Source organism: Nocardia sp. NPDC101769 (assembly GCF_044766925.1).
GTDB lineage: Bacteria > Actinomycetota > Actinomycetes > Mycobacteriales > Mycobacteriaceae > Nocardia.
This window is the reverse complement of the sequence record NZ_JBIWMX010000004.1, coordinates 245,104-258,893: the sequence shown is the minus strand read 5'-3', so window position 1 is coordinate 258,893 and position 13,790 is coordinate 245,104. Positions and strand designations below refer to the sequence as shown.

Sequence of the window (13,790 nt, the reverse complement as noted above, 5' to 3'; positions counted from 1 at the left end):
ACCCGCCCCGATTTCCGCTGCTCATGCCTCGTCTCCCGTCTTCGTAGCTGCTGCGGTCCATGCCGGGTACACCGCTTTGTCGTCGCCGCGGAAACCGGTATCCACCTCGGTCCCGGTCGGCAATGTCCAGCGAATCACCAGCACACCGTCTTCCGTCATTACCTTGCCCGCGTGCCCACGCTCGGCGCGCACCGCGGTAATGGATTCCTGGGGAATCCAGATCGTCGCCGCGCCGTCCCGCTCCAGCAGGATGCCGCGCTCGAATCGGGTCAGTTCCGCCGTGGCGCGGAAACCCAGGTCGCCCACCGTGATTCGCCGAATCCAGCTGGGAGCGAGGGTGCTGCCGAGGTAGAGCCCCGTGGTCGGCTCCAGCAGCTGCGCGCCGCAGTCGGCGGGCACCGGCGGCAGGTCGCCGATCGCCGAAGCCTGCTTCTCGGCCCGCCGGGTCCACGCCCGGTACATGAGCCACAGGCACAGCGCGAACAGCACCAGCAAAACCAGTACCTGCAGTGTGCGCTCCATTACGGTCCTCCGTGTCCTTCCAGGAATGGGCGGGGGGCCTGCGTGGTTACGCAAGCTTCCGCCTCCGGCCCCTGACCGCTCATTCCTCGGTTCCCCACCCGCCGCTAACCGGCGACGATCTTGCCGTCCCGGGCGGTGAGCCGGCCGCGCAGGAAGGTGGCGGTCACCTTCGCGGGCAGGGTCATCGCCTGGAAGGGCGTGTTGCGGGCGATCGAGGCGAGTTCGTCCGCCTCCACCGTCCATTCGGCGGCCGGATCGATCAGCACCAGGTTGGCGGGTTCGCCGACCGCGAGCGGCCGGCCCTGATCGTCCAGGCCCACGATCCGCGCCGGGTTCTCGCTCATCACCTGCGCGATACCGCGCCAGTCGAGCAGTCCGGGCTTGACCATGGTCTCCACGATGATCGACAGCGCCGTCTCCAGTCCCAGCATGCCGGGACGGGCTGCCGCGAACTCGCAGCACTTGTCCTGGTCGGCGTGCGGGGCGTGGTCGGTGGCGACGCAGTCGATGACGCCCTCGGCGAGGGCCTGGCGCAGCGCGGCCACATCGGAGGCCTCACGCAACGGCGGGTTCACCCGGTTCACCGCGTCGTAGGTCTCCAGGCGCGAGTCGTCGAGCAGCAGGTGGTGCGGGGTGACCTCGGCGGTGATCGAAATGCCCTGGGCCTTGGCCCATTTCAGCAGTTCGACGGTACCGGCGGTGGAGGCGTGGCAGATGTGCACGCGGGCGCCGGCGTCGCGGGCCAGTAGCGCGTCGCGGGCCACGATGGACTCCTCGGCGGCGCGCGGCCAGCCGGCCAGGCCGAGGCGCGACGCGGTCGGACCCTCGTGCGCGACCGCGCCCTTGGTCAGACGCGGCTCCTCCGCGTGCTGGGCGATGAGCACGCCCAGGGAGTTCGCGTACTCCAGCGCACGGCGCATGATCAGCGGGTCGTAGACGCAGTGGCCGTCGTCGGAGAACATGCGCACCCCGCCGACTCCGGCGGCCATGGTGCCCATTTCGGCGAGCTGCTTGCCCTCGAGCCCGACGGTGACCGCGCCCACCGGATGCACGTCGACCAGGCCGACCTCCTGGCCGCGCTTCCACACGTGGTCGGTGATGACCGCGGTGTCGGCGACCGGGCTGGTGTTGGCCATGGCGAACACGGCGGTGTAGCCGCCCAGAGCCGCTGCGGCGGAACCGGATTCGATGGTCTCGGTGTCCTCGCGGCCCGGCTCGCGCAGGTGCGTGTGCAGGTCGATGAAGCCCGGCAGCAGGAACTGGCCCGCGCCCTCGACGATCTCGGCGTCCGGCGCGGTCAGGCCCGCGCCGATCTCGCGGATCTCGCCGTCGGCCAGCAACACGTCGACCGGGTCGCCTTCGCCGTAGAGACGAACATTCTTGATCAGGACGCTCACGCTGTCTCCTTTCCGCGCGATCGGGAGCCCTCCGCGGTTACGCAGGCAAGCGCTGAGAGGAGGAGCGACGCCTCCGGGCCCGACCCGATCACGCGACCACCTCGTCGGTTCCGACCAGCAGGCGGAACAGCACCGCCATGCGCATATGGACTCCGTTGTTGACCTGTTGCAGCACAGCCGCTTTCGGGGAATCGGCCACGGAGAAGCCGATCTCCATGCCGCGCAGCATGGGTCCGGGGTGCAGCACCACCGCGTGCTCGTCGAGCATCTTCATGCGGCGCTCGTTGAGGCCGTACCGGATCGAGTACTCGCGTGCCGACGGGAAGAAGCCGCCGTTCATGCGCTCGGCCTGCACGCGCAGCATCATGACCGCGTCCGCGCCCGGCAGCTCGGCGTCGAGGGAATCCGAGACCCGCACCGGCCAGGCTTCCACGCCGACCGGCAGCAGCGTGCGCGGCGCGACCAGCACGACCTCCGCACCGAGCGTGTCGAGCAGGAACGCATTCGAGCGCGCGACCCGGCTGTGCAGGATGTCGCCGACCAGCACGATCCGCTTGCCCGCCAGGTCGCCGAGGCGCTGACGCAGGGTCAGCGCGTCGAGCAGCGCCTGGGTCGGGTGCTCGTGTGTGCCGTCACCGGCATTGATGATCGCGGGGCCCGGACCGGCGTAACCGCTTGCGGCCTCGTTCATCTCGCCGAACCAGCGCGCGATCTGATGGGCCGCGCCCGACGCCGGATGCCGCACGATGAGCGCGTCCGCGCCCGCCGCGTGCAGGGTCAGCGCGGTGTCGCGCAGCGACTCACCTTTGGAGACCGAGGAACTCGACGCGCTGACATTGATGACGTCGGCGCTCATCCACTTGCCCGCGACCTCGAAGGACACGCGGGTGCGGGTGGAGTTCTCGAAGAACACGGTCATGACCGTGCGCCCGCGCAGCGTCGGCAGCTTCTTGACCTCCCGGCCCAGCAGCGCCTGCTCGAACCGCTCGGCCTCGTCGAGCAGGCCGGTGGCGGCGTCCCGGTCCAGGTCGGTGACCGACAGCAGGTGCTTCACCGGTTGTCACCTTCCTGACGCAGGTACACACCGTCGCGTCCGTCGTGCTCGCGCAGCAGCACCGAGATGTCCTCGGTGCGGGCTGTGGGAACGTTCTTGCCGACATAGTCGGCCCGGATGGGGAGTTCGCGATGGCCGCGATCGATGAGCACCGCCAGCTGCACCGCGCGCGGGCGGCCCAGATCGCGCAGGCCGTCCAGCGCGGAGCGCACGGTGCGGCCGGAGAACAGCACATCGTCGACCAGCACCACCAGCGCGTCCTCGATACCGCCCTCGGGCACCGAGGTGCGCTCGAGCGGACGGTGCGGCTTGGAGCGCAGGTCGTCGCGGTAGAGGGTGATGTCCAGGGAGCCGATCGCGGGGCGGACGCCGGAGAATTCCTCGATCCGGCCGGCCAGACGATGGGCGAGAGTGGTTCCGCGGGTGGGGATGCCGATCAGCACCACGCGAGCAACCTGGGGGTCGCCGGAATCCAGAGCCGTCTTCTCGATGATCTGGTGCGCCATGCGCGCGATGGTCCGGCCCACATCCGAATCCGAGAGCAGCTCGCGTCCGGCCTGGACCCGGTCCGGGTCGTGCCGCTGCGAGAACTCGGCAGCGCTCGACTTGGCCGCCCGGTCTTCGGGCACAGCCATGCCGACCTCCTTCCCCGCCTCACGGGACGGTCCGTTAAAGGATGTCTTTCGAGCGGTCACCCTACCAGCGCGCTTACACCCCGTTGACCGCGCACCCCCTCCGCAACCCGCGTCAGCGCGCCCTTCGCCGACAGGCCGCGACCAGCCCGAACGCGAAACATCCAGACCAACCGGCAAGCCCGCAGCTATGCGAGCCCAGTCACCCTGTGGCCAGGTTCACGATCCAGCCGCCGGAGCAGCCGGGTTGTTGCGCACGGGTCCGCATCGATCGTCGCGGCCGGTTCGAGCAGGTTCCCGGACACGACCGGCGTCAGTGACGGCTCGGGGTTCTGCGGTCGAAGACCAAGGGGCGGGCGGTGCGCAGGGCGGTGGCGATGGCGCCGAGCAGCACGGCGTCGTCGCCCAGTTCGCTCGGGCGGACGGACGGGCGTAGCGGGGTCGTCCGTTGCAGCGCCGCGCGGACCTGGTCGAGCAGCAGGTCGGCGCTGCGGCCGAGGCCGCCGCCGACGACGATGACATCGGGGTCGAGGACCGCGGTGACGGCGGCGACCACCAGGGCGATGCGTTCGCCTTCCTGGCGGACCACCCCGGTGGCGATGGCGTCGCCGGCGCGGGCGGCATCGAAGACACGTTTGGCGGTGAGGCGGCCGGTCATGCCGCGGGCGCGGGCGGCGCGAACCACGGCGTCGGCGGTGACTGCCTCCTCGAGAGCGCCACGCCGGGAAACGCCGGCGGCGGGATCGCCGAAAGCGGCCGGGAGGAAGCCGACTTCGCCGGCTGCGCCGTGGGCACCGGTGAAAAGCTCGCCCTGGGAGACGATCCCGACACCGAGGCCGGTGCCGATGAGGACGTAGACGAACAGGCGGCTGCCGCGGCCGCCGCCGTGAGCGTACTCGCCGAGAGCGGCGAGGTTGGCGTCATTGTGGACGGAAAGCTCGGAAACGCCGAGAGCGTCGCGCAATTCGTCGAGCAGGCCCGCGCGGCCCCAGCCGGGCAGGTTGACGGCGTAGTGCATGCGGCCGTCCTGGGGATCGAAGACGCCGGGGCTGCCGAGGACGGTATGGACGATGCGGTCCACGGGAATCGCTGCGTCACACAGGGTTTCGCGCACCGTTCCGGCGGCCGTCCGGGCGAGGGCGGTGGCGGTGCGGGCCCGGTTCGGAATGTCGGTGCGGGACAGTACTTGTCCCGACAGATCGGCCACGGCGGTCCGCAGGAACGCGCGGCCGACGTCGATGCCGAGCACGTAGCCCGCGGTCGGGTCCGGTTCGTACAGCACCGCCGTCCGCCCGCGCTCGGGGACGACGGTCCCGACCTCGCGCACGAGCCCGTGCTCCTGCAGCGCGGCAAGGGCGCTGGACACAGTGGGCTTGGACAGGCCGGTGTCACGGGCGAGCTGGGCGCGCGAGCTGGGTCCGGCGGTGCGCAGCTGCTCGAGCAGCAACCACTCGTTGTTGCTGCGCAAACGCTGCCTGTTCCAAGGGAGTTCGTCCATGACCGTCCGATCCTGATGCGTCATCGAGCCGACTGTAAACAATCGGCCGCAGCCCTTGACTCCGATAGTAAAGGAATTTAACTTTACAAAACCCATACGCCCTCCCCCGCGCGACCCGGAGGCAGCCATGACCGGCCCCCGCACCCTCCCCCGAAGAATCGGCCTGTTCCAGGCCACGACCATCAATATGAGCCAGATGGTCGGCATCGGACCCTTCGTCACCATCCCCCTCATGGTCGCGGCCTTCGGCGGGCCGCACGCCGTCATCGGATTCGTCGCCGGTGCGGTGCTGGCGCTGGCTGACGGCCTGATCTGGGCCGAACTCGGCGCGGCCATGCCGGGCGCGGGCGGCACCTATGTGTATCTGCGCGAGGCGTTCCAGTACCGCACGGGACGGCTCATGCCGTTCCTGTTCGTCTGGACCGCAATCCTTTTCATTCCGCTGATCATGTCGACCGGCGTGCAGGGACTGGTGCAGTACCTGACCTATCTGTGGCCTTCCATGACCACCGGGCAGGGCGACATCGTCGGGCTCGCGGTGGTCGCACTGGTTGTGGTGCTGCTGTGGCGGCGGGTGGATTCCATCGGCCGCATCACCGTGGTGATGTGGGCGGTCATGATCGTGTCGGTGGCCGCGGTGATCCTGGCCGCGTTCACCCACTTTCATCCGAGCATGGCGTTCACCTGGCCCGACCATGCCGTCGATTTCGGACGCGGCGGCTTCTGGCTGGGCTTCGCCTCCGGGCTCACCATCGGCATCTACGACTACCTGGGCTACAACACCACCGCGTATATCGGTGCGGAGCTGAAGGATCCGGGGCGGGTCCTCCCCCGCTCGATCATCTACGCGGTGCTCGCGGTCATGGTCATCTATCTCGGCATGCAGATCGGCGTGCTCGGTGTCATCGACTGGCACGACATGCTCGACCCGAACAACGTTGCTTCACAATCGGTTGCGTCGGCGGTGCTGGAGCGGACCTTCGGGAAGGGTGCAGCCGATGTGGTGACCGTGCTGATTCTCGTCACCGCCTTCGCCTCGGTCTTCGCCGGACTGCTCGGCGGCTCGCGCGTGCCGTTCGACGCCGCCCGCGACGGGGTGTTCTTCCGATCCTTCGGACGGCTGCACCCCGAGCACGAGTTCCCGGTGCTCGGGCTGATCGTGATGGGTGCGATCACCGCGGCCGGGTTCGTCCTCGCCCGACACGTGGGCACCTCGGCCGCCCATCCCCCGCTGGCGGTGCTGATCTCCCTGCTGACCACGGTCATGGTGATCGTGCAGGCCTTCGCGCAGATCGCGGCCGTAGCCGTCTTGCGGCGACGGCAGCCCGGGCTCGCGAGGCCCTACAGGATGCTGCTGTATCCGCTGCCGGCGGTCGTGGCGGCCATCGGCTGGGCGATCATCTACGGGTACGCCGACAAGGCGAATCCGGGCGTGCACCCGATCGAGTGGTCACTGGCCTGGACGGCCCTGGGTATCGCGGCCTTCCTGCTCTGGTCGCGGGTGGAGAAGACCTGGCCGTTCGGGCCGAAGCAGATCCGTGAGGAGTACCTCGGCGCCGAACCCGCAGCCGCCTGACCGGCGGACCGTGACGAGATAGACAACTCAGGTTGTTCAATTTCAATTGCGCAATCCAGGTTGTCTATCTAGAGTCGAGGGATGACCGATGCCCCCGCGATCCTGTCCGCGTCCTCGGCCCAGACGGCCAGGGAACTGCGTGTTCTGGTCAGCCGGCTGCGGCGGCGGTTCCTCGAGGCGTCGGACAATGCGGAGCTGACGCCCTCGCAGCTGTCGGTGCTGAGCCGGTTGAAGAACGGTGATGCCACTGCCAGTGAGATCGCCGCGGCCGAGCGGGTGCGGCCGCAGGCCATCGCCACCCACCTCGCCATTCTCAGCGACCGCGGCTTCGTACTGCGGCGGACCGATCCCAAGGACGGTCGGCGGCAACTGGTTTCGCTGAGCCCGGCCGGGCGGGAGCTGATCGCGGGCCGCCGCCGGGCGGGGCAGGAATGGCTCACCACCGCCCTGGAGGAGAAGTACACCGAGGCCGAGCGGCAGACGCTGCTGGCAGCGCTGGAGCTGCTGGAAAGACTCGGGCCGCAATGATTTCGACGCTGCACCGGCGGACCCGGGAGCGACCGCCCGACGGGTTCGACCGGCGGCTGCTGGCGCCCATGATCACCAGCTCGATCCTGAACCCGATCAATTCGTCCATCATCGCGGTCTCGCTGGTACCGATCGGTGTGGCGTTCGGCGCGCCGGCGTCGGAGACGGCGTGGCTGGTGTCGGCGCTGTACCTGGCCACCGCCATCGGGCAGCCGGTGGTGGGGCGGCTCATCGACCTCTACGGCCCGCGGCGGCTGTATCTCGGCGGGGCCGCCCTCACCGGATTCGCAGGTCTGCTGGGCATGGTCGCGCCGAGTCTCTGGTTGCTGGTGCTGGCCCGGGTGATTCTCGGATTCGGTACGTGTGCGGGCTATCCCGCGGCCATGTACCTGATTCGCGGCGAGTCCGAACGCACCGGGAAGGACAGTCCCCACGGGGTGCTCACCGCCCTGGCCGTGGCCACTCAGACCATTGCCGTCATCGGCCCGACGCTGGGCGGTCTCCTGATCCATCTCGGCGGGTGGCGGGCGACGTTCGCGGTCAATCTGCCGCTGGCACTGGTGTGCCTGGTCATCGGATGGCGGCGGATAGCGAGAACCGATGCGCCGCACGGCGGACGGTGGTCGGATATCGATCCGCCCGGAATCGGACTGTTCGCGGCGATGCTGATCAGCTTCCTTGTCTTCCTGATGAAACCGCAAGCCGCGCACTGGTATCTGCCGGTACTGGCGATCGCCGCCGGGGCCGGGCTGGCGTGGCGGGAGCGGCGGGCCGAGCGGCCCTTCCTCGATGTGCGGCTGCTCGCGGGCAATGTCCCGCTGCTGGCCACCTACACCCGCACTCTGCTGACCGCCCTGGTCGGCTACTGCTTCCTGTACGGCTTCACCCAGTGGCTGGAGGTTGGGCGGGGCCTCTCCGCCGCCGGGGCGGGCCTGATCCTGCTGCCCATGTCGGCCACCGCGATCGGCGTTTCCGCGCTCACCGGCCGGCGTCCCGAGATTCGCGGCAAGCTGCTGGTCGGCTGCACCTGCCAGGTGGTCACGACGGTGCTGCTGCTGACCCTGCACTCCGGCGCCGCCCTGTGGTTGCTGGTCGGCGCGGCCGTCATCAACGGCATCCCGCAGGGGCTCAATAATCTGGCCAACCAGAACGCCCTCTACCACCAGGCCGAGCCCGAGCGCATCGGTTCCTCGGCGGGCCTGATGCGCACCTTCTCCTATTTCGGCGCGATCGGGTCGGCGGCGGTCAGCGGCGCATTCCTGGCCCCGGGTTCCGGCGTCGCGGGACTGCACAGTCTGGCCGCGTTCATGCTGGCGGCGGCGGCATTGTGCCTGGTCCTCGCCGTGATCGACCGCTCGCTGTGAGCGACGGCCAGCGGCGCAGCGGCCGGTCCGACCGGTCCGCGATCCTAGCTACCGGCCAGTCTTCATACACCGTAAACCGAGGTGTGCGATGCTCGATGGGTGAGCAACGACGCTGAATTCACCGAACCCGCCCGGGTGAGCTTCCGCGGGCACGGCGGCATCACCATCGCCGGAGACAGCTGGGGACCCCAGGACGGCCCGCTGGTGGTGTTCCTACACGGCGGCGGGCAGACCCGCGGCTCGTGGAAGGACTCCGGACTCGCCCTCGCCAAGGCCGGGATGCACGCCGTCCTGCTCGACGCGCGCGGGCACGGCGACAGCGACTGGGACCCGGACGGCAACTACAAGCGCGAGGCCATGGTCGAGGACCTCATGGCGGTACTGCGCGAACTGGACAAGCCCGCCTTCATCGTCGGCGCCAGCATGGGCGGCCTGACCGGGCTCATGGCCACCACCCACCCGGAGCGCGCACGCATCACCGGTCTCGTCCTCGTCGATGTGGTGCCGCGCCCCGAACGCAAGGGCGTCGAGCGCGTCATCAACTTCCTGAGCAGCAACCCGGAGGGCTTCGCCAGCCTCGAGGAGGCCGCCGACGCCGTCGCCGCCTACCTCCCCCACCGCCGCCGCCCGCGCAATCCCGAAGGGCTGCAACGCAATCTGCGCCAGCGCGCCGACGGCCGCTGGTACTGGCACTGGGATCCGGCCATGATGGGCGGCCCGCGCGACGGGCGCGGCGAGGAGATCGACGTGCACACCGAGCAGCTCGAGAACGCGGCGCGGCAGCTGACCATCCCGGTACTGCTGGTCCGTGGCGCGCTGTCCGACGTTGTCAGCGAGGAGGGCGTCGCCGCGTTCCGGGCCCTGGTCCCGCACGCCGACTACACCGAGATCGGCACCGCGGCGCACACCGCCGCCAGCGACGCCAATGACGAATTCACCGACGCGGTGGTCGATTTCGTGCGCGCCCAGGTCGGCGACGAGGGCCGCTGACCGCTATTCATCGGTGAACACCCGGTCGAGCAGGTGGTCGAGCAGTTCGACCGCCGCCTCCCGGGTGGTCCCGCCGGCCAGCACCGCCCGGCCGATCCCGGTGACCGCGAGCACGATCAGCTCCGCGTCGAGTTCCGGTGCGCGCGTATCGGTGAGCACATTCCGGGGACCGAGGTCGACATCTACCCGGGCGTCGGCCACGAGATGCTGTGGGAGATTCCCGAGCAGGCGATTCCGCGGTTCCTCGACTTCGTGAACGAGCACGACCGGGTCCGGGCCTGAGCCGTACCGAACCTCTTCATCTGTCGGGGTTCGGCGCTTCGCCCGATCGTACGTCTGCCGTAGTGTCCGCTCGATCTCGGTGCGACTGGTCGGTCTGTTTTGAAATGCTCAGGCGTGCAGGTCATGACGTAACGCCGACACCGAAAGGCCGCACAGCACAGGAGTGCGCATTGTTGCTGCGCATTCGCCGATGGATCGCTATTCTGGATGGAGCCGAAGGTGAGCTTGTGAAACCGTCAGCGCCCCAATGAGATCGGAGGCGTTGACGTGCGCACGTCGTGGCCATTGTGTTCGTTCGTCCAAGTTGCGGCGGGTCCGGAATCGAAGCGCTGTCAAGCGGTAGATGCAGAGCTCTCGACAGAATCGCGCAGTGACACACCGCGTTCGGCTCGAGATCGATCGACACGAGTATGAGCGAAGAGGTTCCAGCCGAGACAGGAGACGAGCCATGACGATCACACCGGAAGCCATCGCCCTTACCGGTCCGGGAAGCGGGGCTCGTATCAATTCACCGCGAACAGAGTCGGCGGACAACGACCTGGACGTCCACTTACGTGCGCTACGGCGACGCGTTCCGCATCTGATCGGATCCGCGGTGGCCTCGAGTGACGGCCTCCTGCTGGCCGCCGATCTCCCGGATGCCATAGAAGCCACCGGTATTGCGGCGCTGACCGCGGCACTGCTGTCGGTGTCGCTGACCTTCGCGGCCGCCACCCATGGCGCCGACCTGCACGAGGTCGTCCTCGACAGCGGCGTCGGCCACGTGGTGGTCTACCGGGCCGGCCCCATCGCCTGCCTGGCCCTGCTCACGGATACCGACGCCACGCTGGCCCGCGTTCATCTGGAGGCTCGCCCGGTGGTCCGCGCGATCGCCGCGACCCTGGCGCCGGCCGATCGCGACTGACGGCACCCGAATTCCACCGATCGATGACATCACATGGAAAGGGAGACACATGTCGAATCTGGATGTGGCACTGAAGGACATGATGACCATCGACGGGGCGCTCGGCGCTGCGGTCGTCGACTACAGCAGCGGAATGACCCTCGGCACCGCCGGCGGATCCCGATCCCTGGACCTCCAACTCGGCGCGGCAGGCAATACCGAGGTGGTCCGTGCCAAGATGCGCACCATCGAACAGCTCGGCCTCGACGAAGGTATCGAGGACATCCTGATCACCCTGACCGGCCAGTACCACCTGTTGCGCCCGCTGAGCGCGCATCCGTCGAGTCGCCTGTTCCTCTATCTCGCCCTCGACCGCATCCGCGGCAACCTCGCCCTGGCCCGTCACCAGCTCCGCAAGATCGACGAAGAATTCGACATCTGAACGGTTTCATCGAACATACGTTCGGAACTATGGTAGGTTCTTCGGCATGTCGACGCCTTGGCAGGGATCGCTTCTGGACGGCTTCGGAGAGGTGGAACTCGGTGCGCTGCAGGGGATACGGCGCACCGAACTCGGCGACGGCGCCTGGGTGGATGTACTGCCGGGCTGGTTGAGCGGCGCGGACGTGCTGTTCGAACGACTCGTCACCGAGGTGCCGTGGCGTGCGGATCGGCGGGCGATGTACGACCGGATGGTGGATGTGCCGCGGCTGCTGTGCTTCTACGAGGCGGAGCGGGAGCTACCGGATCCGGTGCTCGCCGAGGCGCGGGAGGCGTTGAGCACGCACTACTCCGCTGAACTGGGCGAACCGTTCACCACCGCGGGCCTCTGCTACTACCGCGACGGAAACGACAGCGTCGCCTGGCACGGGGACACCTTCGGGCGCGGGGCGACCGACGACACCATGGTGGCCATCGTCTCGGTGGGCGCGGCGCGCGCCCTGCTGCTGCGCCCGCGCGGCGGCGGGGCGAGCGTGCGCTATCCCCTCGGGCACGGGGATCTCATCGTCATGGGCGGCTCCTGCCAGCGCACCTGGGAGCACGCGATACCCAAGACCAGACGGCCGGTGGGGCCGCGGATCAGCATTCAATTCCGCCCGCGCGGCGTCCGGTAACGAGGGGTCCGGACGCCGCGCGCACTTCCCTGCACTCGAGGGGCGTTTACAGCATTCCGGCTGGATCCTCCAGTCAGGCGCGGCGAGCGAAGTCCGGGACCGGTTCGGGAATCACACCCCGCGCCACCAGGAAGGCCGGGAGGCTGCGGATCACCGGGATACGGCGGAAGACCTTCAATGCCAACGGCGTTTCGCGCGAATTCGAGACGTTCAGCCGACCTGCGACGGCCGGGCGCACGATCTGTGTGTGGGCGAGGCGCTGCATGCCCTGGATGACGGCGGTCGGCAGCGTCCGGCGGCGCTGCACGCGGGCCAGATCCGCGGGTGTCACGGTGTGCGACAGCAGTTTCGGGCCGAGCATGCGAGCCGTCGCGACCGCGTCCTGGACCGCCAGGTTGATGCCGACCCCGCCGATCGGCGACATGGCGTGGGCAGCGTCGCCGATGCACAGCAGTCCGTCGGTGTACCACCGGTCGAGCCGATCCAGCTTGACGTTCAGCAGTTTCACTTCGTCCCAGCTCCGGAGCGCGTCGGTCCGGTCGGCCAACCACGGCACCACCGCGGCCAGGCTGCGCATGATCTCCGTGACCGGTTGCCGCGCACGCAGTTCCGCGTCGCTGCCCTTGGCGATGAGGGTGGCGATCTGCCAGAAGTCGCCGCGATCGAACATGGCCACCACGCGATGAGCGCTGACCACCGGGATCAGCCCGGACGGATCGGTACTGTTGCGCGGGATCCGGAGCCACCAGGCATCGAACGGCGTCGGCCAGTCCCGCACGCTCAGGCCCGCGGCCGCACGCAACACCGACGACCGGCCGTCACAGGCCACCGTCAGATCGGCCCGAATCTCGCCGGTCACACCGTCTTTCGTGTGATAGCGGACACCGGCCACCACACCGTCCTCACGCACCAGATCGACCGCCTCGGTGTTCATCCGCAGCCGGAAGGCCGGTTCGGCATCGCCGGCGCGGGCCAGCAGATCCAGCAGGTCCCACTGCGGCACCATGGCCACGTATTTGTGCCGGCCCGGAAGGTGGGAGAAGCTCGCCAGCGACACCATGCGGCCGCCGATCGGGATCTGCACGGTGTTCAGCCGCCGCTGCGGCAGTTTCGCGAAGTCCTCGCGCAGGCCCAGGGCGTCGATGAGGTCAAGGGTGGTCGGGTGCACGGTGTCCCCACGGAAGTCGCGCAGGAAGTCGCCGTGCTTCTCCAGCACCGTGACCTCGATACCACCGCGGGCCAGCAGCAGCCCCAGGAACATTCCCGCCGGTCCCCCGCCGACGATCAGACAGGTCGTACGTTCCATCGGGACCTCCCGAGCCGTTGACCACCGTCACCCTCGATGGTAGGCCGGGTGCGGCTCGGGCACAGTCGCTTCGCCGCCCCGGGCTAGCGGTCGCGGTGGAGCACGAAGAAGTAGGGTTCGGTCAATCCGCGCTTGTCCATCACACCCAGCAGGGTGTCCTCGTCGATCTTGCGGAAGATGTCGATGATCGGCAGATCGTCGTAGATCATTGCGGCACTGGTCTTTCCGCGGAATTCCAGATTCCGCAGGCGTGCGCGCGGAGCGCGGGTCCGCAGCACCGGCCGCAGCACCCAGAGTGACCGGCGCACCGGCTTCAGCGTGTCGACCGGCACCTTCCCCGCCAGGAACAAGGGCACCCGCCGCGGATCCACCGGGAAGGTGTCCCCGGCCGGATCCGAGAACAGCAGCGGCTGCACGCTGTCGGCGCTGTCGAATTGCTTGCCGTACCAGCCGCTTTCCACCAGCATCCCGCCCCAGGGATGCCCGGTCCCCACCTCGGCCCCGCGCCACCGCCCGGTGGTGATCTCCTCGACCCGCACCGCCGGCAGGCTGTCGAACAACTCCCAGGCCCGTGCGGCCGTGCCGTCTCCCGCCATCAGCGCCCGCAACCGCAACGCGCCATCCGTGGCCGACTCGGCAGCAA

Annotated in this window: 15 protein-coding genes; 7 read left to right on the top strand and 8 right to left on the bottom strand. The window is 68.9% G+C overall.

The window, feature by feature from the left end; translation table 11 throughout:
• Positions 1-21: 21 nt before the first annotated feature.
• From ACIRRA_RS09775 to ACIRRA_RS09755, 5 genes are all read right to left on the bottom strand, one after another.
• Positions 22-522, bottom strand: a complete 501-nt coding sequence (locus tag ACIRRA_RS09775; RefSeq protein WP_402765474.1) for a transporter — start codon at positions 520-522, stop codon at positions 22-24.
• Between the two features lie 104 nt (positions 523-626).
• Positions 627-1,919, bottom strand: coding sequence for a dihydroorotase (locus tag ACIRRA_RS09770; protein WP_402765471.1), 1,293 nt, complete (start codon positions 1,917-1,919; stop codon positions 627-629).
• 88 nt (positions 1,920-2,007) lie between these two features.
• Positions 2,008-2,973 (bottom strand): aspartate carbamoyltransferase catalytic subunit, encoded by a 966-nt coding sequence (locus tag ACIRRA_RS09765; protein ID WP_402765468.1) that lies wholly within the window; start codon positions 2,971-2,973, stop codon positions 2,008-2,010.
• Positions 2,970-3,608, bottom strand: coding sequence for a bifunctional pyr operon transcriptional regulator/uracil phosphoribosyltransferase PyrR (gene pyrR / locus ACIRRA_RS09760; protein ID WP_402765465.1), 639 nt, complete (start codon positions 3,606-3,608; stop codon positions 2,970-2,972). The genes ACIRRA_RS09765 and pyrR overlap by 4 nt, the downstream gene beginning before the upstream one ends.
• A gap of 310 nt (positions 3,609-3,918) precedes the next feature.
• Entirely contained in the window at positions 3,919-5,127 is a 1,209-nt protein-coding gene (locus tag ACIRRA_RS09755) for an ROK family protein (RefSeq protein ID WP_402765462.1), read from the bottom strand.
• 103 nt (positions 5,128-5,230) lie between these two features.
• On the opposite strand from ACIRRA_RS09755, the gene ACIRRA_RS09750 reads away from it, so the two are divergent.
• The 4 genes from ACIRRA_RS09750 to ACIRRA_RS09735 all read left to right on the top strand — a co-directional run bounded on the left by ACIRRA_RS09750 (position 5,231) and on the right by ACIRRA_RS09735 (position 9,561).
• A complete protein-coding gene (locus ACIRRA_RS09750; protein ID WP_402765459.1) occupies positions 5,231-6,679 on the top strand; it encodes an APC family permease in 1,449 nt (482 codons plus the stop codon).
• A gap of 81 nt (positions 6,680-6,760) precedes the next feature.
• A complete protein-coding gene (locus tag ACIRRA_RS09745; protein WP_402765456.1) occupies positions 6,761-7,207 on the top strand; it encodes a MarR family winged helix-turn-helix transcriptional regulator in 447 nt (148 codons plus the stop codon).
• A complete protein-coding gene (locus ACIRRA_RS09740) occupies positions 7,204-8,571 on the top strand; it encodes an MFS transporter (RefSeq protein ID WP_402765453.1) in 1,368 nt (455 codons plus the stop codon). The genes ACIRRA_RS09745 and ACIRRA_RS09740 overlap by 4 nt, the downstream gene beginning before the upstream one ends.
• 99 nt (positions 8,572-8,670) lie before the next feature.
• A complete protein-coding gene (locus ACIRRA_RS09735; protein WP_402765451.1) occupies positions 8,671-9,561 on the top strand; it encodes an alpha/beta fold hydrolase in 891 nt (296 codons plus the stop codon).
• A 3-nt stretch (positions 9,562-9,564) separates the two neighbouring features.
• Here ACIRRA_RS09735 and ACIRRA_RS09730 read toward each other — a convergent pair whose 3' ends face one another.
• The gene (locus ACIRRA_RS09730) at positions 9,565-9,825 is read right to left on the bottom strand and encodes a hypothetical protein (protein WP_402765449.1); all 261 of its coding nucleotides are present in this window, start codon (positions 9,823-9,825) and stop codon (positions 9,565-9,567) included.
• Positions 9,826-10,291: 466 nt separating this feature from the next.
• Between ACIRRA_RS09730 and ACIRRA_RS09725 the strand changes: the two genes are divergently transcribed.
• The 3 genes from ACIRRA_RS09725 to ACIRRA_RS09715 are packed head-to-tail and all read left to right on the top strand — an operon-like array spanning position 10,292 to position 11,841.
• Positions 10,292-10,747, top strand: a complete 456-nt coding sequence (locus ACIRRA_RS09725; RefSeq protein ID WP_402765446.1) for a roadblock/LC7 domain-containing protein — start codon at positions 10,292-10,294, stop codon at positions 10,745-10,747.
• 49 nt (positions 10,748-10,796) lie between these two features.
• Complete coding sequence (locus ACIRRA_RS09720; RefSeq protein WP_402765443.1) at positions 10,797-11,168, top strand: hypothetical protein; 372 nt, start codon at positions 10,797-10,799, stop codon at positions 11,166-11,168.
• Between the two features lie 46 nt (positions 11,169-11,214).
• Entirely contained in the window at positions 11,215-11,841 is a 627-nt protein-coding gene (locus tag ACIRRA_RS09715) for an alpha-ketoglutarate-dependent dioxygenase AlkB (protein WP_402765441.1), read from the top strand.
• Positions 11,842-11,914: 73 nt separating this feature from the next.
• Here the strand turns inward: ACIRRA_RS09715 and ACIRRA_RS09710 are convergent, their stop codons facing one another.
• Both ACIRRA_RS09710 and ACIRRA_RS09705 read right to left on the bottom strand, forming a co-directional pair.
• Positions 11,915-13,147, bottom strand: coding sequence for an FAD-dependent oxidoreductase (locus ACIRRA_RS09710; RefSeq protein ID WP_402765438.1), 1,233 nt, complete (start codon positions 13,145-13,147; stop codon positions 11,915-11,917).
• 83 nt (positions 13,148-13,230) lie between these two features.
• Positions 13,231-13,743: a DUF4334 domain-containing protein gene (locus ACIRRA_RS09705; protein ID WP_402765939.1), complete on the bottom strand. Its 513-nt coding sequence runs from the start codon at positions 13,741-13,743 to the stop codon at positions 13,231-13,233.
• Positions 13,744-13,790: the final 47 nt, after the last annotated feature.

Bases quoted from the DNA above. Each gene is read 5' to 3' on its own strand.
- ACIRRA_RS09725 (WP_402765446.1), top strand. From the start codon at position 10,292: ATGACGATCACACCGGAAGCCATCGCCCTTACCGGTCCGGGAAGCGGG.
- ACIRRA_RS09710 (WP_402765438.1), bottom strand. From the start codon at position 13,147: ATGGAACGTACGACCTGTCTGATCGTCGGCGGGGGACCGGCGGGAATG.
- ACIRRA_RS09720 (WP_402765443.1), top strand. From the start codon at position 10,797: ATGTCGAATCTGGATGTGGCACTGAAGGACATGATGACCATCGACGGG.
- ACIRRA_RS09755 (WP_402765462.1), bottom strand. From the start codon at position 5,127: ATGACGCATCAGGATCGGACGGTCATGGACGAACTCCCTTGGAACAGG.
- pyrR (WP_402765465.1), bottom strand. From the start codon at position 3,608: ATGGCTGTGCCCGAAGACCGGGCGGCCAAGTCGAGCGCTGCCGAGTTC.
- ACIRRA_RS09750 (WP_402765459.1), top strand. From the start codon at position 5,231: ATGACCGGCCCCCGCACCCTCCCCCGAAGAATCGGCCTGTTCCAGGCC.
- ACIRRA_RS09775 (WP_402765474.1), bottom strand. From the start codon at position 522: ATGGAGCGCACACTGCAGGTACTGGTTTTGCTGGTGCTGTTCGCGCTG.
- ACIRRA_RS09705 (WP_402765939.1), bottom strand. From the start codon at position 13,743: ATGGCGGGAGACGGCACGGCCGCACGGGCCTGGGAGTTGTTCGACAGC.
- ACIRRA_RS09740 (WP_402765453.1), top strand. From the start codon at position 7,204: ATGATTTCGACGCTGCACCGGCGGACCCGGGAGCGACCGCCCGACGGG.
- ACIRRA_RS09745 (WP_402765456.1), top strand. From the start codon at position 6,761: ATGACCGATGCCCCCGCGATCCTGTCCGCGTCCTCGGCCCAGACGGCC.
- ACIRRA_RS09715 (WP_402765441.1), top strand. From the start codon at position 11,215: ATGTCGACGCCTTGGCAGGGATCGCTTCTGGACGGCTTCGGAGAGGTG.